At 62.8% G+C, this 17,570-nt stretch carries 17 protein-coding genes and 2 pseudogenes; 14 read left to right on the forward strand and 5 right to left on the reverse strand.

The window, feature by feature from the left end; genetic code table 11:
- Positions 1-43: 43 nt before the first annotated feature.
- The gene (locus ACX1D1_RS07265) at positions 44-982 is read right to left on the reverse strand and encodes a hypothetical protein (protein ID WP_459056481.1); all 939 of its coding nucleotides are present in this window, start codon (positions 980-982) and stop codon (positions 44-46) included.
- Between the two features lie 290 nt (positions 983-1,272).
- On the opposite strand from ACX1D1_RS07265, the gene ACX1D1_RS07270 reads away from it, so the two are divergent.
- Positions 1,273-1,443 (forward strand): CsbD family protein, encoded by a 171-nt coding sequence (locus ACX1D1_RS07270; RefSeq protein WP_459056482.1) that lies wholly within the window; start codon positions 1,273-1,275, stop codon positions 1,441-1,443.
- A 95-nt stretch (positions 1,444-1,538) separates the two neighbouring features.
- Here the strand turns inward: ACX1D1_RS07270 and ACX1D1_RS07275 are convergent, their stop codons facing one another.
- Positions 1,539-2,480, reverse strand: coding sequence for an endonuclease/exonuclease/phosphatase family protein (locus tag ACX1D1_RS07275; RefSeq protein WP_459056484.1), 942 nt, complete (start codon positions 2,478-2,480; stop codon positions 1,539-1,541).
- 34 nt (positions 2,481-2,514) lie between these two features.
- Between ACX1D1_RS07275 and ACX1D1_RS07280 the strand changes: the two genes are divergently transcribed.
- From ACX1D1_RS07280 to ACX1D1_RS07300, 5 genes and pseudogenes are all read left to right on the forward strand, one after another.
- Positions 2,515-2,799 (forward strand): hypothetical protein, encoded by a 285-nt coding sequence (locus ACX1D1_RS07280; RefSeq protein ID WP_459056485.1) that lies wholly within the window; start codon positions 2,515-2,517, stop codon positions 2,797-2,799.
- A 143-nt stretch (positions 2,800-2,942) separates the two neighbouring features.
- Complete coding sequence (locus ACX1D1_RS07285; RefSeq protein ID WP_459056486.1) at positions 2,943-3,485, forward strand: hypothetical protein; 543 nt, start codon at positions 2,943-2,945, stop codon at positions 3,483-3,485.
- A 541-nt stretch (positions 3,486-4,026) separates the two neighbouring features.
- Positions 4,027-4,881, forward strand: a complete 855-nt coding sequence (locus ACX1D1_RS07290) for a nucleotidyltransferase family protein (RefSeq protein WP_459056487.1) — start codon at positions 4,027-4,029, stop codon at positions 4,879-4,881.
- A 150-nt stretch (positions 4,882-5,031) separates the two neighbouring features.
- Positions 5,032-6,465 (forward strand): tyrosine-protein kinase domain-containing protein, encoded by a 1,434-nt coding sequence (locus tag ACX1D1_RS07295; RefSeq protein ID WP_459056488.1) that lies wholly within the window; start codon positions 5,032-5,034, stop codon positions 6,463-6,465.
- Between the two features lie 222 nt (positions 6,466-6,687).
- Positions 6,688-7,215, forward strand: a pseudogene (locus ACX1D1_RS07300) (transposase); the annotation flags it as partial.
- A gap of 54 nt (positions 7,216-7,269) precedes the next feature.
- On the opposite strand, the pseudogene ACX1D1_RS07305 reads toward ACX1D1_RS07300, so the two are convergent.
- Positions 7,270-7,692: pseudogene (locus ACX1D1_RS07305) on the reverse strand (hypothetical protein); the annotation flags it as partial.
- A gap of 309 nt (positions 7,693-8,001) precedes the next feature.
- Here ACX1D1_RS07305 and ACX1D1_RS07310 point away from each other — a divergent pair.
- The 5 genes from ACX1D1_RS07310 to ACX1D1_RS07330 all read left to right on the forward strand — a co-directional run bounded on the left by ACX1D1_RS07310 (position 8,002) and on the right by ACX1D1_RS07330 (position 13,541).
- Positions 8,002-8,466 (forward strand): YveK family protein, encoded by a 465-nt coding sequence (locus ACX1D1_RS07310; RefSeq protein ID WP_459056489.1) that lies wholly within the window; start codon positions 8,002-8,004, stop codon positions 8,464-8,466.
- 60 nt (positions 8,467-8,526) lie between these two features.
- A complete protein-coding gene (locus ACX1D1_RS07315) occupies positions 8,527-9,570 on the forward strand; it encodes a glycosyltransferase family 2 protein (RefSeq protein ID WP_459056490.1) in 1,044 nt (347 codons plus the stop codon).
- A gap of 107 nt (positions 9,571-9,677) precedes the next feature.
- A complete protein-coding gene (locus ACX1D1_RS07320; RefSeq protein WP_459056491.1) occupies positions 9,678-10,718 on the forward strand; it encodes an EpsG family protein in 1,041 nt (346 codons plus the stop codon).
- Between the two features lie 13 nt (positions 10,719-10,731).
- Positions 10,732-11,853: a glycosyltransferase family protein gene (locus ACX1D1_RS07325; RefSeq protein WP_459056492.1), complete on the forward strand. Its 1,122-nt coding sequence runs from the start codon at positions 10,732-10,734 to the stop codon at positions 11,851-11,853.
- 266 nt (positions 11,854-12,119) lie between these two features.
- Positions 12,120-13,541, forward strand: coding sequence for an oligosaccharide flippase family protein (locus ACX1D1_RS07330; RefSeq protein ID WP_459056493.1), 1,422 nt, complete (start codon positions 12,120-12,122; stop codon positions 13,539-13,541).
- 139 nt (positions 13,542-13,680) lie between these two features.
- Here ACX1D1_RS07330 and ACX1D1_RS07335 read toward each other — a convergent pair whose 3' ends face one another.
- Entirely contained in the window at positions 13,681-14,424 is a 744-nt protein-coding gene (locus ACX1D1_RS07335; protein WP_459056494.1) for an ATP-binding protein, read from the reverse strand.
- The gene (locus ACX1D1_RS07340) at positions 14,421-14,621 is read right to left on the reverse strand and encodes a hypothetical protein (protein WP_459056495.1); all 201 of its coding nucleotides are present in this window, start codon (positions 14,619-14,621) and stop codon (positions 14,421-14,423) included. Before ACX1D1_RS07340 ends, ACX1D1_RS07335 begins: the two co-directional genes overlap by 4 nt.
- A 127-nt stretch (positions 14,622-14,748) precedes the next feature.
- Here ACX1D1_RS07340 and ACX1D1_RS07345 point away from each other — a divergent pair, with 127 nt between their 5' ends.
- From ACX1D1_RS07345 to ACX1D1_RS07355, 3 genes are all read left to right on the forward strand, one after another.
- Positions 14,749-15,462: a helix-turn-helix domain-containing protein gene (locus ACX1D1_RS07345; protein WP_459056496.1), complete on the forward strand. Its 714-nt coding sequence runs from the start codon at positions 14,749-14,751 to the stop codon at positions 15,460-15,462.
- Between the two features lie 97 nt (positions 15,463-15,559).
- Positions 15,560-16,891 (forward strand): ISL3 family transposase, encoded by a 1,332-nt coding sequence (locus tag ACX1D1_RS07350; RefSeq protein WP_459054753.1) that lies wholly within the window; start codon positions 15,560-15,562, stop codon positions 16,889-16,891.
- A 35-nt stretch (positions 16,892-16,926) separates the two neighbouring features.
- Positions 16,927-17,568 (forward strand): transposase, encoded by a 642-nt coding sequence (locus ACX1D1_RS07355; protein ID WP_459056555.1) that lies wholly within the window; start codon positions 16,927-16,929, stop codon positions 17,566-17,568.
- The last annotated feature ends 2 nt before the right edge of the window (positions 17,569-17,570 follow it).

Below are 17,570 nucleotides of genomic sequence, written 5' to 3' on the forward strand. Positions count from 1 at the left end.
CGGGGGATCCCTCACTCTACCCCCGCGTCCGCCGGGACCCCCGCTACCGGGTTTCGGCCGATACCGACACGCCTGCCAGCACGCGCGCGGAGGCCGCCGCAGTTGCCCTCTCCGTCGCTCGACGAAGCGCCGCAGGTCTGCTCATGGCCTCGACGACATACGCCTGGTAGAACTCCAGCCCCATCGTGGCGGCGAAGGCGTCCCCGGCGCCCACCGAGGTGGACTCGTCGGTGACCGGCCGCGTCGGGATGGGGATCGCCCTGCCCTGGAAGCACAGGGTGGCGCCCCGCCGGCCTTGGGTCACCACGAAGCCGGTGCCGCCCGCCCCGCCATGGGCCGACCAGCGGATCGCCTTGGCGAGCGCGTCACTCTGGTCCTCGTCGGAGAAGACGACGATGTCGAAGCATGACCAGGTGGCTGCCTCGGCGTCGGTGATGTCGCGGCGCTCCACCCGCCTGTAGTGTTTGCCGCTCGGCTCGCCGCTGACCCGCATGAGGCCTTGCGCCACGAGGACGTGAACGGCATGGCCGTCCTGGCGCGCGGCGCGGAACTCCTTGATGTCCGCTGCCCGATCCTGATCCGGGACGAGGGGGCAGAAGTAGACGAGGTCGAAGGTGGCCCAGTTGGTGTGGGGGCTGATCGGCTGCAGTGGGCGGTCCGCGGGGCGCCAGTGCTGGACCCTGCCTGGGACCGCTGCCCCCTCCTCGCCCGACGGTGCGGGCTCGGCGACGTTCTTGTACGACAAGGAGCGCTGGCCCGAGGGCCAACGATCGCACGCGATTCCGCCAAGGAATGGCAGCAGGTCCTCGCCGTAGGGGCCGCTGACCAGGGCACGGAGACCGTATTCCTGCTGCAGCTGTCTGGCGATGAACAGCGCGGGCGACCCCCACGACGGCTCGAGCACGCGCCCGGCCACCTCGTTGTGGTCGAGGCAGAGATCGCCGATCACGATGACTGAAGGGCGTGCGCCGTTCAACGACACAGGTCCTCCTCATTGCTGGCCTGTCTTGGTTACTGGCATCGGATCATACGCGCCCGGCTCCTGGCGCGCCTCGCCGTACCCCAAGGCCGAGCCCCGACGCGCGTGGCCCGCTCCTCACGGCCGGAACCCCGCTGGTTGAGCCACACGCCCGCGAAGCGGCGCGAGTGCGTCGAAACCCCTGGAACCCGGTGCTGAAACCCTGCTGAGACCCGACCACACCGCGACACACCGTTTGAGTCCCCCCAAATGTGGGTATGAGATAGGTGACCATCTACCCCACAGGAGGAATCATGGGAGCCGACGACAAGATCCGCAACGCCGCTGAGGAAGCGGGAGGCAAGGTCAAGGAAGGCCTCGGCAAGGCCACCGACAACGAGCGCCTCGAAGCCGAGGGCAAGGCCGACCAGACCTCGGCCGACATCAAGCAGGCCGGCGAGAAGGTCAAGGACATCTTCAAGTAGCCGGTCCAGCAACGACGGCAGCGGCCGGTCACCATACGGTGGCCGGCCGCTGCACCGTTCGCTGAAACCTCACCCCGACGCATCCTCGGCGGTGTCTACTCGGTAATCCCCACAGTCACGAGCAACGCCCGATGGGCCTGCCCCGACACCGACTCCGTCCACGCCGACGACGCCACCAACCCCGGCGACACCATCACGTGGTCCAGCGCAACCACCGGCGGAACCATACCGTCTCCTGGAAACGTAGGCATCCACCCCAGCCCCGACCCGACGACGGCGTCACGCAACCCAGTCTCAGCCGTGAGGCGTCGCATCGGCTCGTGCTCAAGCACGGCGTTGAAGTCCCCGACGGCCACCACCGGACGGTCCGTCAAGCCGGCCACGTCCTCGATGAACTCGTCGAAGGACCCCACCCATGGCGTGATCCCGTCGGTGGGGGTGGGGATGTCGACGGCGACGAGCGCGAACTCGAAACCCGGCGCCCGCATGAGCGCTGTCGGCTGCTGCTGAGTGGCCACCCACCCGTCGAACGGCAGGTCGGTGAACACGACCGTGCCGCACACGGGGTTGCCCGGCATGGGGGAGAACGCGGCGGTGGTGTACTGGTCGGCAAGCGCCTCGATCAGCATGCTCCGCGACCTTCGCCCCAGCCCGTTGACCACGGCCACATCCGGGTTGGACTCGCGCAGGAGCCGCGCCAGCTCCTCATCGCCGGGGGTGTTGCACCGCATGTTCATCGTCATCACCGTGATGAGATCCGACGGTGGCGCGGGGACGTCTCCACGCCAGTACGGTCGAGCGATGAGCAGGTGCATCAGGAGTACCACACAGGCCAGCGCGAGTGCCGGCCGCCGGGAACCGACCAGGGCGAGCAGCGCGAGGGCGGCGGCGGCGAGAGGCAGACCGTAGGGGATCAACGACGCCGTGATGAGGACCGTCTCACCCAGGAGCTGCCATGGAGGTAGCAGATAGAGCACGCCCAGCCCGGCTGCGGCAAGGAGCGCGAGCCACGAGATCAGGCGCACAGCATGCCGCATGGTCACCCCCTCCCGCGTCCGCAAGAATAGAGCCATGGAGACCCCCGACGCGCCCCTCTACCGAGTGCCCGACGATATCGCCTGGATCGACGGCACGGAGATCGGGCTGGGGGAGGAGCTCTACCTCACACGGCTCCCGTCAGGGGAGACGATCCAGCTGAAGGGCCCCGGGCGCATGATCTGGCTGAGCGCAACTCACGACATCGACCCGATCGGGGCAGTGGCGGCGCTGGTGGGGAGGCCTCGGCAGGAACTGGTCCCACTCATTCGAGGCTTCATGTCGTCCCTAAAGCAGGACGCCTGGTTGGCGAATCGCTGAGCCGCAGCGCACATTCCGCCTGTGGCTACTGAGGATTGATCTCGAGGGGCACATTAGTCGAACCCGCCGCGATTCCTGTGTAAGCCTGCACGGTGAAGTTTCGGGTGGCCGTCTGGGGCGTCGGATTGCCGGGGACGGTGTAGGTGATCGCCGCCGAGATTGTGAACTCGAGGATATCGACCGCGTTGGAGGTGCTGCTCCTCGTAGGGCTTGTGAAGGTGACGATCGGGTTGGCGTGCGTGCCCCCGACCGCAGCTGCGGAAAAGGTGCTTCCGGTCCCGCTCGCCGACACAGAGATAGCAGTGATCGTTGCGTTCACCGCGCTGGTCGATGGCCTCCAGGTAAACGTGAGAGTGTCGCGCGTCTGGGGGGTTCCCCCTCGCGAAGCAGTGAGAGTCCCGGCGGAGATGCTGACGCTGCCAGAGGCAGCAAACGCAGGGGTCACGCCCACGGCCGCGAAGACCGGAACGCTCCACGCTGCGCTCTTTACAACGACGCGGCGGGGCATGCCCTTGGCTGCCACGTTGTCCTCGGTGTGCTCGACGCTCATCCATCCCCCTTGGGTAACCGCCGATGGTCACCATCGGACGCTGTCAGACCTAACTTTCGGTCAAGACCAGACAGTAGTGGAAGATGCGGCCGAAAGTGAACTCCGGTCCGCCGTGACGGCGCGTCGCGGCAGCTGACCTATACTCCGGGCAATGGACGCGCCTCACAACCGTTCCTCTCCAAGCTCTGGGCGTGCGGCTGAACCTCCAGATCGACAATCGGGTTCATCCCGGCTTCACCGAAGCAGTCACGAAGTCGTGGCACCGCTGCCTCGCGCCTCGAGCCGAATCGTCGCTTCGCGCATACCCGTTGCCGCTCGCGCCTCCGGCCATCGACGATCCAGAACTCATCCGGGCCGCGCTGAATCGACTCAGCCGCCGCGTCACCATCCGCCTGACCGTCGCACACACATAACGACGCGAGACCGCCGAGATCATGAGATCGACGTTTTCATCCGTGACCGTGAGCCTCTCGCGCTCCTCCCACCTGACGAGGTGGTGCTGCTCTCGCAATTTCCCACCTCCCCGGCAGAGCGGGCGGCCAGCGGCGCTTCCCTCGACGAACTCATGGACGCGGCCATGGTCCGGTTCGGCGCTCCCCGGCGTCAGGTGGCGGGGCAGCCCATGGCCGGAGCGCGGCTTCGCTGGGCCGTGCTGGAGTCCTCCTCGAGGTGTTGTGATGGGTGAGCCCCCCCTGATTCCTGTCGCGCTCAGGGTCCACCTGGCACACGCCGTCGTTCAGGCCGTCGCTGATGAAGCAGGCGTCGACATTCTGCATATCAAGGGTCCAGCTGCCACGTTCGACGTGCGCGGATACGAGCGGCACAGCAATGATGCCGACGTGATCGTTCGTCCAGACCAGGTCAAGGTGTTCCTGAGCGCCTTGGCTGGGAACGGCTGGACAGAGGTCATCGGCCTCATGAGTGGGGGTTTGTTGGAACACTCGGCCAACTGGTATCACGCGCAGCTCGGTCAGCTGGACGTTCACGTCCGCTTCCCCGGGATCCGAATCTCGTCCTCAGACGCGTTTGAGAGGCTGTGGCGAGAGAGGACGTCGGAGCAAGTCGCTCATGCGGCGTGCACGGTGCCTGCGCCCACTGCTCATCGGCTTCTCCTCCTCCTGCACGCCGCCAGGAACCCTAGGACCTACGATTCCGAGGCACAGCGGATCTGGGCGCTGGCCACCGCTGCCGATCGGGAGAACATCCGGGCCCTTGCGCACCAGCTTGATGCGGAAGTGGCCCTCGCGGTCTCGGTCGGGGGGATTCAGCAGTTCCAGGATCGTCCTGAATACACGTTCTGGGCCACGTCAGCAGGCCTGATGGACGCTCCCCGTGGGCCCTTGAGGCTTCTGGCGAGAGTTCGAGCAGCCCCACGGGGAAGCCGACGGCGCCTACTTGGAGTGTTTGGCTACGCGGGTCACGTCTTGAGGGCCAACTCCTCTGCAGAGGGCCAGCTCGGACTCGGCAAGAGAATTCGCCGACTGACGAGTTGGCTACGAAGGTGGCTGAAACCGCAGAGGCGCTCGGAGTGATGATGCCTCACCTCCACGTTCGGCTGAGATCTGTGGTAAACGGTCCGTGCTAGAGTCCAGGAAGCTTCAGGGCTTGATGACCGTGAGTGGGGGAGAGAGCAAGTGGGTTTGGCGCATTACTGGGCATTGATCCGACGAGGCTGGCCCATCATGGCCATGATCTTCGGCGGCGGAGTGCTGACCGGACTCCTGGTTTCCCTGCTGCAGCCCGTCCTCTACTCGGCCACCTCCACCGGCTACGTGGTAGCAGGCAACTCCGCCACGGTCGGCGATGCGTTCGCCGGCAGCAGCCTGGCTGCAGAGAAGGCGGAGACCTATCTTCCCCTGGTGAGGAGCCGCTCCGTTGCCGAGAGGGTAACCGCCGAACTGGAGCTCGCTACGTCGGAGCCGGTAGTCGGCAATCTCGAGGGCACCACAGAAGGCGTCATCTTCACCATCACGGCCACGGCAGACTCCCCGGATCTCGCGGCCTCCATGGCCGACGCGGCCATCCGGGCCACCTCCATCGAGGCGAACGCTCTTGAGACTCTGACCGTCTCCGGCGAGAGCTCGGGAGACACCGTGGTGCGGATCGTACCTGTGGAGCAGGCTGAGAAGCCCGTCAACCCGGTGTCACCCAACTACAAGGTCAACCTCGCCCTCGGCGCACTTCTTGGCCTGATGGCAGGCCTGGGGACCCTGATCGTTAGGGAGGGCCTCGACCACCGGATCCGCCACGCCAGCGACGCGGAGGAGATCGCCGAGTCCAGCGCGCTGGGCATCGTGCCCTCCAGCTCCGATTTCAGTGGGAAGACCGGACTGGTCTCTGGAACCGGAGCCGCCGCTGAGGCCATCCGCCAGATCCGAACCAACCTGCGCTTCGTGAGCGTCGACAACCCCCCGAAGAGCATCGTGATCACCTCCTCGACAGAGGGGGAGGGCAAGTCCACTCTCGCCGCGAACATCGCCGGAATGCTCGCCGACGCGGGGGAACCGACCATCCTCATCGACGCTGACCTGCGCCGCCCAGTGCAGGCTGAGCGCATGGGCCTCGACGGCGCAGTCGGTCTGAGCCAGGTGCTGGCCGGCACCGCGAAGCTCACCGACGCCATCCTGCCCACCCGCCACCACAACCTGACCGTGCTCCCGGCCGGACGAATCCCACCGAACCCGGCTGAGATGGTGGGGTCCAGCCGGATGAAGAGCCTGATCGCGCATCTCAGCAAGGCGCACACCGTGATCATCGACGCCCCGCCGCTCCTCCCGGTCACCGACGCGGCGCTCCTCACATCGTCCGCGGACGGTGCCGTGGTGGTGGTCCAGTCGGGGAAGACCAAGGCCGAGCAGCTCGGCGTCGCCGCCCGGAAGATCCGGCAGGTGGACGGCAGCCTCCTGGGCGTGGTGCTCAACAAAGTCGGCAAGAAGGATCTGGGTGAGGCCACCTTCGGATACGGCTACGGCAGCTACACCTCGAAGTACTACCGCGCTGAGCCGGATGTTCACACGAAGGGCCGCAGCGATCGGCCGAAGCGCGTCACTGATCCAGGCAGTGAGCAGTGGGCCGCGGAGCCAGCCGCAGCGGGGCCCCGCCGCCCTGTCTCGTAGTCGAACAGCCCAAAGACGGAGTGCCCTCAGCAGAATTGGTAGACGATCTCAGCCTGAGCCATGGAGAGCGTCTCACCGTCGCCTGTTGCGGGCTGGCCGACGCCTATGAACGGGCTCATCACAGATGAGGGTGTAGGAGACCGTTCAGCGCGTCGGGCCGGGTAGGGGTCGAGGTCTCCTGATGATGGAAGTTCTCACACTGCCCATCTGGAAGACCTCGACGTGTCTGATGCTACCCCTGGGGCGGGGGTTCGCCTGCCCTGACCTGACCTCGTTCTGTCGCCTCGACGAGCTCGGCCTGGAGGTCACCGGCCAACAGTTGGAGCCTGGCCGTGCTGTGCTCGCCTGCCGGGTCGTGGAGCCGGATCAGTGGTGCCGACGCTGCGGCTGCGAAGGCGTGGCGCGTGACACCGTGACGCGGCCGTTGGCGCACGAGCCGTTCGGCTGGCGGCCGACCACGTCGCTGGTCGCGATCCGTCGCTACCGCTGCACCGGCTGCGGGCATGTGTGGCGGCAAGACACCAGCCTCGCCGCGGAACCGCGGGCGAAGCTGTCACGCCGCGGGCTGCGGTGGGCGTTGGAGGGCCTGGTCGTTAGCACCTCACCGTCGCCCGGGTCGCCGAAGGGCTCGGGGTGTCGTGGAACACCGCCAACGCGGCGGTCCTGGCCGAGGGCAGGCGGGTCCTGATCGACGACCCGACCAGGTTCGACGGCGTGAAAGCCATCGGCGTAGATGAGCACGTGCAGCGCGGCGGCGAGGAACTCGCCCGTGTTGTCGCACCACACACCGATCGGGTGATACCCGAGAGTTCGTTTGAACGTCGGCGACGCGAGCTCTTTCTCCGAGTGGGTGACCACGATCGTGGCATCGACATCCAACACCACCGTGCTGCCAAGATCGGTCCCGGCGACCCGAGAGGCCGGAACCCCACCTGCGGCTGTCAGTTGGGCCCAGACGTGGCGCCGGACACGGGCCCGGGCCGTCTGGATCTTTCCACGCCTGGCGTCGGTGACCTCGTCGATGTCGGAGATCGCCTCGCCGCCGTCGGCGAGCAGTACCGCGACATCGGTGAGGACCTCGCCGCGATCATGCACAGAGGGGACGAACGAACGCCGGACCATCGCCGTCGACAGGGCCCCGGTCAGGCCGGTGTTCTCGGCCAGCATCCTGAGCCCGATGCTGCCGGCGCGGCCGATGATCGCGCCACCATCGCCGGTCACGGACATACCGGTGGACCACGACGTACGCTTCACCTACGGAGTGCCTTCCGCTTCAGGGGTCTTGAACAGTCGCAAGTCCAAGTATCCCGTAGTCAGAAGGCACTCCGGCCAATCTACCGCACGCGTCGCTCACTCCGCCATGAACGATCGAGGCTAGGTGCCGCAACGCCTTCATGGACCCTCTTCCGCCGATTTAGTCTGAGCCGCAAGTCATATTATTGTATGACTCAGCGTTGGGGGGAGACGCTTGTCTTCTCCTAGCCTGAGCACCCAGCAGTCCACCGCTTCTGATGGTGAGGTCAATCGAGGATGTCCATGGAGTTTGAGCAGTTCCTTCGGATTCTAAGGCGTTATTGGACAAGCACGTTGGCTGCCCTTCTTGTCTGCGTGATAGTAGCGGCCCTAGTTACCCTCTTGCAGAAACCCACGTACACGCCCATCTCTTCGGTGTTCATTTCTGTCGACAGCGGGGGCACTGCGGGTGAACTATCGCAAGGTGCTACCTATGCGGAGCGTCAGGTCAAGTCCTACGTTGAGGTGGCCACTTCTGCGATTGTCCTGGAACCAGTAATCGGCGAACTCAATCTCGCCACCTCGGCCGCGGCGCTCAAAGAAGCGCTGACCGTTAGTTCACCAACGGCCACATCTATCATCAGGATCGAGGCCCGAGACACAGATCCTAGTGTTGCCAACACGGGATCACGGGCGCTCTACACACACTTTTGGAGCAATGACCTCTTCGATCCTCTGCACCCCGATACTATTTCAGCGGTGGTCTAGCGTGAAACCGAACATGGATCCAATAAAAGCACTCGCCTTGGCCTCTGACGAACGGCTCCCGTGATCGTCGACGACCCGTCATCATCTTCCCAGGCACGCGAGACAACTTCCCCTGAAGCGGAGACGAGTGCTGGCGATAGGCCCGAGGAGCCTGGAATGGACAGAAGAATAGACCAATGCGCAAGACGTGAGGAGTATGGCGAGATCGGGCGATTCTCCGTTATTATCGTCGCGTACTACGGCGCTGACTTAGTGCAGGCCTGCATCGAATCGGTTCTTCAATACAGTCCGGCCCGCGACTTGCTGGAGATCGTGGTTGTCGACAACAGCCCGCGCGATGAGGTCATAACGGCACTCGGTGTGAAGTTCTTGGACACAAAGCCCGTGGTACGGTTCGTCTCCAATGAGAATCGTGGATTCGGGCATGGGAACAACGTGGGAGCAAGCGTTAGTGCGAGTGAATATCTTCTCTTTCTAAATCCCGATACAGAGCTCGTTGAGCCGGTCCTTGATTTCGCGTCGCACGCCTTTGATCAGGATCCCCGACTCGGGTGCTTCGGCATGCAGCTGGTCGACCGCGATGGGGGCAAGTTGATGTCATTTTTCTGGATTGACGCTAACGGATTCGCTGCAAACCTGCTGATTCGAATTGCTAACCGCTATGGCCTCTTCGCGGCGAATCGAATGTTCACCTCGGGAGCAAACCTATTCGTCCGTCGGTGCGTTTTTATGGAGGTAGGCGGCTTTGACGAGAACATTTTCATGTATAACGAGGAGCCGGATCTCTTTCGTCGGATTTCTGGACGCGGGCTTGCGACGAAATTCTTTCATGAACGTCGAATCGTGCATCTGGAAGGCGGCGGTGAGTCCGGTGAGTCCCTCACAAGACTCATCTGGAGACTTGAATCCAGGAAGTACTATTCGCTCAAACATAACGCCAGTTACAGTAGGTATCTTGTGTCAGAGCTGCGAAGGCATCAGCTTCGCCGGCTTGTGAACCGTTTGAGGGGGGTCAGTCGACCTACGGAGGAGGAGCCTAGAATAACTAGGTTGAAGCTAGAGGTGCAAATTGCTAAACTGCATCGGGGGAGATCTACGCAATGATTGCCACAGGGGTGTACTTCGGCATTGTAATTGGGTCATCAGTGCTAAGCTTGATAACGGTCATGTCCGGCCGTAAGGATCGGCTGCTATCCGCGATAGTCTTTCTCGTGATCGTGGTCGTGTTCGTTGGGAATAGTAGCAACCCGGACTACGACGCATATCTCCGGCGATATACGCTAGCGAAGAACTCCGCATCAGATGACAGGGTTTCAGTGTTCGAGTCCGGCTTCCAATTGATGTTCGAGCAATCGTCCAGCGCAGGGTTGAGCTATCAAGATTTCGTCGCATCAGTGGGTCTGATTGGCCTGCTTCTCATCAACCGAACAGTTCGGATGTTCCCTGGGGCGGGCAACTTCGTCTATCCTCTATATCTCCTCTACCCCCTCGTCTTTGATGCGGTACAATTGCGCAACTTCCTTGCCTTAGCCGTCGTAATTCATGCCAGTCGATACTTACTCCTTGGCGGCGTCAGAAATCGACTCTTCTTCTTCATTTCAGTAATTGTAGCCACAACCTTTCACCAGACCGCGATCGTGTATGCGCTCTTGGGCCTGGTCCCAATGGTTCGAATGAAGTCAAACTGGCCCATTTACGTGGGTTCTATTGCTCTCGCCTTTCTCCTGGCCTTCCCTGGGCTGTCTCTCAACGCGAGCCAGTTCGTGAGTATGCTGACGGGTAGTGACAGGTTCGATGCCTACCTTGAAACACGGGCTAGAACGGGCTTCCTCGTACTGGTTGCTGCCCAAGTATGGAGTTACTTTCTCCTGCGTCGCGCGTGGACTGTACTTCATGAAGATCACGAACGATTCGATCCTTCTGAGGCTCCCAGTCTAGAGTACCGGCTGTCTACAATGGCTCTGAATGCCAGCAAACTGGCTTTCCTAGCCATGCCGCTCTATGTCTTATCGTCGAACTTCTGGCGATTTCCGAGAAACATGCACATCCTCTATTACCTCGCATTCTTTGTTGCTCTTTCCGCGATGAGGTCCAGAGGGTCCCGTTATGCCGCCTTCGTGATCGCAATAATGGGCTATGTATCAGCGTTCTTCGCCGTTCAAGTCCTGTTTCCTCTGCAGGAGAGTCTTGCTGTTGAATTCTTTACTAACAATGTAGTCTTGAACGCGATGATAGTCGGAATATGGCCATAGAACGGAGCCCAATATGAATCAGGTCAAGGGGGCGGCATTCGTTGCTATCGTGCCCCGTCGCTGGAGCGTCTATACTAAGATTCGTGCCCAGGCGCGAGCATTCACGAGCTTGAAAGATAACGGAGAGCTGAGGGACTTGCTCGTGCTCGAGAGTCAATCCGAAGGTCTAGTGGATACGTACCTGTTCGGGGATTCACAGGTTAGGTTGAGATATGGTGGACGGGCAAATGCTCTTGCGAATCTCCTGTGGCGCTATCCGAGTCTCTACTGGATGATCTATCGAGAGCTCTCTCGGAAAGATATCGATGTGCTATATCTACGAAAGCCGCCCATTCTTGACCTCTTCACCATCCTGTGGCTCCTAGTATTGCGTTGGCGGGGCATCCGAGTGCTCTTCGAGGTGCCCACCTATCCGTATGATTCCGAGATGCGCTCGCGTGCGCTCGCGCTAATGGACCGAGTCAGCAGGGTATTCCTAAGGTTCGCGGTATACGCCATAGTGACTTCGTCAGGCGAAAGCATCATCTTTGGAGTTCGCTGCATTCCGATGTCGAACGGGGTGGATTTCGCCGAAATTCCCATGACAAGTCGCCGCACTGGCCCTTCCAAGATCGTGATCACGTGCGTGTCCTCTTTGGAGAGTTGGCATCAAGTCGAGCGCCTGCTCCTAGCCTTCAGCGACTATTTGTGCAATGGGGGCGATCGAATCTCCGCGGTTCATATTGTTGGAGATGGACCTGAGTTGGAGCACCTTCGGCGCCTTTCCTCGGGATCCGATCTTGTCAAGGCCTTGGTCGTTTTCCATGGAGCGCTGTATGGCGAAGAACTGACTGACGTGTTCGCGAATACGACACTAGCTGTCGGTAATCTCGAGGAATCAAGCACACGCGGGCTTTCTCAAGTTCAGCCCCTCAAGCATCGAGAGTATGCGGCGCGCGGAATCCCGTTCTTCTACGGGCTTCGTGACACTGACTTCACCGATGCTGTGTATGCGCTTCAGGTACCCGAAGGTCCGCTTGATCTTGGCGAGATTGTACAGTGGGCTGACGAGCTCGACATCGCGTCTGAGAGTATTCGTGGGAGTGTCGAGCACCTCGCATGGGAGGCGCAGCTTCGTTTCGTGCTTAATGCGTGAACTGGCAGGGTCTTCTTCCGGCAAGTGCGCAGCTAGCGCCTTCCCTTTCTGGGTTAATGGGTTCTTGGCTTTACGCAGATCGTGGGTTGGCACGGTTCAAATGCGAGATGAGGATTCGGCTCGCACTCCGAATGTCTGCTCGTCGAGTGCCTCGAAGCACGTGGTGTGGGGACGACTCGGCCGAGGGTAGCGCTTTCGGCTGGGTGGTCATGACATCGGCGGCCGGCTGGCCTTCCATACTGAGTGATTAAAGGAGGTATTCCGTCGTGAGAAGGGGTGTATTCGGAAATCTCGGTGCGCGCTACGTATCTCTCATGTTGACACTCGGGAGCACTATGCTTTTGGCTCGGCTTCTGTCGCCCGGTGACTTTGGCGTCGTCGCGTTGATACAGGCAGTCTCTGGGCTTTTCGCGATTATCGGAACAGCCGGGCTGAGCGCGGCTGTTGTCCAAAATAGGGCTCTAGGAGAGCGAGATATCGCAGCTCTATTCGGGCTTTCTGCAGTCATGGCCGGTGTCGTTTTTGTAGTTTTCTTGAGCGTAGCAGTGGTTGTGGCGATCGTGCTAAATGACTGGATCTACGCGTGCTTGGGCCTCATCTCCTCAACCACACTTGCGCTCACGGTACTGAATGCGGTCCCGAGCGGCGTACTTCTATCCGAAGGAAGGCTCGGTGCTGTTGGACTTCGCCAGCTCATCGGAACGGTCTTGGGGGTATCTGGGGCAATACTCGCAGCGTTTGTCGGACTGGGGCCAGCCTCTCTATTGCTGGTATCCTTTTGGGTTGCGCTATCCATGTTTGTTGGGAACTGGGCCGAGACTCGACTGCCGCTCAAGTTCCGCATTCCGCGCTCTGTGGTGGCGAAGATCGCCGGTTTCTCGATGTATGATTACGCTTCCAGCCTCACTCGCTATCTGGCTCGGAATGTCGACGGACTTCTTGTTGGGATGATCATGGGCCCGGCTTCGTTGGGTGTATATAGCCAAGCGCTTGTGCTAACGAACTATCCTGTGAGTAACGTGACTTTTGTAATCAACCCACTCCTGCTCCCGATTCTCTCGCGGAATCAGAGTCTGCCGAACGTTGTTTTTGCGCAGTATGTGCGCGTGTTTCGACTGCTCTCGCTGATAGGGATCGTCGTCGGTGCGATTGCGTTCGGAGCTGCCCATGACATTATCATTGTCGTGCTCGGAAGTCGCTGGATTGACGCTGTTGTGCCATTCCAGATTCTGTCTCTAGGGATTTGGTTTCAGATGTGTGTGGTCAGTGCCGGACCAGTTTTTCAGAGCATGGGTGCTACGAGGGCGATGTTCCGCAGCGGTCTCAGTGTGTCGCTCGTCGCGATATCGCTAGCGGTGCTAGGGGCGGTATCGGGCAGTTTGGCGGTGCTGTCGTCGGGGGTCCTGCTCGGGGTCATCGTGAAGTTCCTGATCGAGTATCGGTATCTGATGCGGGCATGTTTCTCCCGATCGATCGGGTCGATGCTAAGTCAAGTGCGGGCACACTCGATTGTGGCTGTCATGACGTTCGGTGTCTCTATACTCCTGCAGACAGGCGTAGACGTCCCAGAGGGCGTACCCGCCCTCACAGTCAAGCTCCTAGGCGTCGTCGTCGTCTTTGCCGTATGCGTCAAAGCGACCGGCGAATGGACCAGAGTTCGGAGAGACTTCGCGGCAGGAGCTGAATGAAGTGGATATTGCGCTCAGGTAGGGCCGGTGTTCCGCTGTGTGGTGAGCCAGTGTTCCGGGCGGCGGTGAGCCACTGCGGCGGGCAGGGGTGGACCGTGGGGCGTTGGGGGCCGACGGCTGGTCGGCCCCCAACGTTTGGTCACTCGAGCTGGGTGAAGTGTTTGCGCATGGAGTCGTCGCAGTTGAGGACGGTGGCGTGCGCGTTGGTGGTGATCCGGTCGACGATGGCGTCGGCGAGGATCTTCTCTTCCATCCGGTCGTGCCATTGACCGGGCGGCAGCTGGGTGCAGTAGATCGTTGAGGTGGTCTTGTGGCGCCGGTCGATCAGGGTGTGGAGTTGCTGGACCTGGGGCCGGCTCGGGGGTGTGAGGAACCAGTCGTCGATGATCAGCAGCTCGATCTTGACCAGGGTGTCGAGGCATCGTTTCTTGTCGCCGGTGCGCTCAGCGATGGTGATCCGGTCGAACAGTTCATCGGCGGACAGGTAGAGCACTCTGCGGTACTGCTGGCAGGCCTTGTTCCCCAGGGCGCAGGCGACGTAGGTTTTCCCGGCTCCGGTGGGTCCTTGCAGGATGACGTCTTGGTGTTTGACCAGGTAGGAGCCGATCGCCAGCCGGCTGATCAACTCGGCGTCGACGCTGCGTCCGGGCATGGCTTTGAGGTCGGCGATGTCGGCTCCGGGTTGCGCGAGGCCGGCTTGCCTGCGGAGTCGGTGCAGCTTGCTGTCACGGCGCCGTTCGTATTCCCAGTCGACGGCCTGTTTGACCAGCTCTGGGCCGTTCAGCGGGGCCGCGGTGGTGGTGTCGGCGAGGTTCTCGAAGTACTCGGCCATCCCCGAGAGCCGCATGGTCTTGAGCCGGGTGAGGGTTTCGATGTCGATCATGCCCGGCTCCCGTAGTAGTCAGCGCCGCGGACGAACCCTGCATCACCCAAGGATGGCGGCGGCGGTGTCGGGACCGGTGTCCATCCGGCCCACAGCTTCTTGATCAGCGTGTAGGACGGCGCCGGGGTGGCCGCCAAGGCCCTGCCGCAGGTGTCCTCGAGCCTCGCCATGCCGCCGGCTCTCTTGGCCAGGGACATCACGGCTCTTCTTACTTGAGCGTGGGGTGAGCGTGGATCCGATGGTGGGCGTGTCGGCGGGGTGAAGGGGGTCGAGGCCCTCAAGAATCGGGGTTACCACACCACCTGATCTTCAAGGACCTCGACGATGCCTGATTCTACTTCCTGCTGCCGTGCCTCCGGCGGCTACTGCCAGCGCTGCGACCTTCTGCTGGGCCTGCCCGGGCTCCACGTGATCGGCGTCCAGCGCGACGACGCTGGGCTCAGGGTTGAGGTCGAATCCGTCCGACCGGAGGTGATGGGCTGCCCCGCCTGCGGCGTGATCGCGCATGCCCATGGCAGGCAGAAGGTGAAGCTGATCGACGCGCCGTGCTTCACGGCACCGGTGCGGTTGTGGTGGCGGAAACGACGCTGGCTCTGTCCCGATCCGATGTGTCCGGTGAACTCATTCACGGAACAGAACCCCGACATCGCGCGACCCAGAGCGCTGCTCACCAGCCGCGCCACGTCGTGGGCGATCGGGCAGCTGCGACGGGAGAACGCCTCGGTCCAGGGGATGGCCCGGCAGCTCGGCTGCACCTGGAGGACGCTGTGGCGAGCCGTCAAGCCGATCCTTGAAGCCGCCGCCGACGACGAGGCCCGCTTCGCCGGCGTCACCTCGCTGGGCGTCGACGAACACATTTGGCATCACGTCTCCACCAAGCCCGTCGACCAGGGCGGGCGCGGGCCGAAGGAGTTCACCGGCATGGTCGATCTCACCCGCGACAAGGAGGGACGCGTCCGGGCCCGGCTCCTCGATCTGGTCCCGGGCCGCTCGGGTGAGGCCTACAAGACCGGCTCTTCTTACTTGAGCGTGGGGTGAGCGTGGATCCGATGGTGGGCGTGTCGGCGGGGTGAAGGGGGTCGAGGCCCTCAAGAATCGGGGTTACCACACCACCTGATCTTCAAGGACCTCGACGATGCCTGATTCTACTTCCTGCTGCCGTGCCTCCGGCGGCTACTGCCAGCGCTGCGACCTTCTGCTGGGCCTGCCCGGGCTCCACGTGATCGGCGTCCAGCGCGACGACGCTGGGCTCAGGGTTGAGGTCGAATCCGTCCGACCGGAGGTGATGGGCTGCCCCGCCTGCGGCGTGATCGCGCATGCCCATGGCAGGCAGAAGGTGAAGCTGATCGACGCGCCGTGCTTCACGGCACCGGTGCGGTTGTGGTGGCGGAAACGACGCTGGCTCTGTCCCGATCCGATGTGTCCGGTGAACTCATTCACGGAACAGAACCCCGACATCGCGCGACCCAGAGCGCTGCTCACCAGCCGCGCCACGTCGTGGGCGATCGGGCAGCTGCGACGGGAGAACGCCTCGGTCCAGGGGATGGCCCGGCAGCTCGGCTGCACCTGGAGGACGCTGTGGCGAGCCGTCAAGCCGATCCTTGAAGCCGCCGCCGACGACGAGGCCCGCTTCGCCGGCGTCACCTCGCTGGGCGTCGACGAACACATTTGGCATCACGTCTCCACCAAGCCCGTCGACCAGGGCGGGCGCGGGCCGAAGGAGTTCACCGGCATGGTCGATCTCACCCGCGACAAGGAGGGACGCGTCCGGGCCCGGCTCCTCGATCTGGTCCCGGGCCGCTCGGGTGAGGCCTACAAGACCTGGCTGCGTGACCGCGGGGACACGTTCCGGAAAGGGATCGCGATCGCCACCCTGGACCCGTTCCACGGCTACAAGAACGCCATCGACGACCAGTTGGAGGACGCCGTTGCGGTGCTCGATGCGTTCCACGTAGTCAAGCTCGGGACGGCCGCGGTCGATGAGGTCCGTCGCCGGGTCCAGCAGGACATCCACGGCCACCGCGGTCGCCGAGACGATCCGCTGTATCGGATCCGCAACCTGCTGCGCGCCGGGCAGGAACACCTCACCGACCGACAGAAGACCCGCCTCGAGACCGCGTTCACAGCCGACGACCGCCACGTCGAAGTCGAGGTCGCCTGGCACTGCGCCCAACAGCTCCGCTCGGTCTATCACCAGTCCTGTCACGCCGACGGGCGCAGGGTCGCGGAGAAGATCCTCGCCACGTTCCCGTCGTGTCCGATCCCGGAGATCGCCCGCCTCGGCCGGACGCTGAACCAGTGGCGCGACGCGTTCCTGGGCTACTTCACCACCGGCGGTGCCAACAATGGCGGAACCGAGAGCATCAACGGGTTGATCGAACTCGCCCGCCGCGTCGCCAGAGGGTTCCGCGACCCCGACAACTACCGCCTCAGAATGCTCCTCATCGGCGGCGGTCTAAGCATCTGACCCCACGCTCAGGTACGAAGAGCCACAAGACCTGGCTGCGTGACCGCGGGGACACGTTCCGGAAAGGGATCGCGATCGCCACCCTGGACCCGTTCCACGGCTACAAGAACGCCATCGACGACCAGTTGGAGGACGCCGTTGCGGTGCTCGATGCGTTCCACGTAGTCAAGCTCGGGACGGCCGCGGTCGATGAGGTCCGTCGCCGGGTCCAGCAGGACATCCACGGCCACCGCGGTCGCCGAGACGATCCGCTGTATCGGATCCGCAACCTGCTGCGCGCCGGGCAGGAACACCTCACCGACCGACAGAAGACCCGCCTCGAGACCGCGTTCACAGCCGACGACCGCCACGTCGAAGTCGAGGTCGCCTGGCACTGCGCCCAACAGCTCCGCTCGGTCTATCACCAGTCCTGTCACGCCGACGGGCGCAGGGTCGCGGAGAAGATCCTCGCCACGTTCCCGTCGTGTCCGATCCCGGAGATCGCCCGCCTCGGCCGGACGCTGAACCAGTGGCGCGACGCGTTCCTGGGCTACTTCACCACCGGCGGTGCCAACAATGGCGGAACCGAGAGCATCAACGGGTTGATCGAACTCGCCCGCCGCGTCGCCAGAGGGTTCCGCGACCCCGACAACTACCGCCTCAGAATGCTCCTCATCGGCGGCGGTCTAAGCATCTGACC

The sequence above is a fragment of the Tessaracoccus luoxuelianae genome, assembly GCF_054483915.1.

Excerpts from the sequence above, each read along its gene's own strand:
- ACX1D1_RS07290 (WP_459056487.1), top strand. The coding sequence starts at position 4,027 with ATGGGTGAGCCCCCCCTGATTCCTGTCGCGCTCAGGGTCCACCTGGCA.
- ACX1D1_RS07280 (WP_459056485.1), top strand. The coding sequence starts at position 2,515 with ATGGAGACCCCCGACGCGCCCCTCTACCGAGTGCCCGACGATATCGCC.
- ACX1D1_RS07295 (WP_459056488.1), top strand. The coding sequence starts at position 5,032 with ATGGCCATGATCTTCGGCGGCGGAGTGCTGACCGGACTCCTGGTTTCC.
- ACX1D1_RS07350 (WP_459054753.1), top strand. The coding sequence starts at position 15,560 with ATGCCTGATTCTACTTCCTGCTGCCGTGCCTCCGGCGGCTACTGCCAG.
- ACX1D1_RS07345 (WP_459056496.1), top strand. The coding sequence starts at position 14,749 with ATGCCTGATTCTACTTCCTGCTGCCGTGCCTCCGGCGGCTACTGCCAG.
- ACX1D1_RS07325 (WP_459056492.1), top strand. The coding sequence starts at position 10,732 with ATGAATCAGGTCAAGGGGGCGGCATTCGTTGCTATCGTGCCCCGTCGC.
- ACX1D1_RS07310 (WP_459056489.1), top strand. The coding sequence starts at position 8,002 with ATGGAGTTTGAGCAGTTCCTTCGGATTCTAAGGCGTTATTGGACAAGC.
- ACX1D1_RS07275 (WP_459056484.1), bottom strand. The coding sequence starts at position 2,480 with ATGCGGCATGCTGTGCGCCTGATCTCGTGGCTCGCGCTCCTTGCCGCA.
- ACX1D1_RS07340 (WP_459056495.1), bottom strand. The coding sequence starts at position 14,621 with ATGTCCCTGGCCAAGAGAGCCGGCGGCATGGCGAGGCTCGAGGACACC.
- ACX1D1_RS07335 (WP_459056494.1), bottom strand. The coding sequence starts at position 14,424 with ATGATCGACATCGAAACCCTCACCCGGCTCAAGACCATGCGGCTCTCG.
- ACX1D1_RS07270 (WP_459056482.1), top strand. The coding sequence starts at position 1,273 with ATGGGAGCCGACGACAAGATCCGCAACGCCGCTGAGGAAGCGGGAGGC.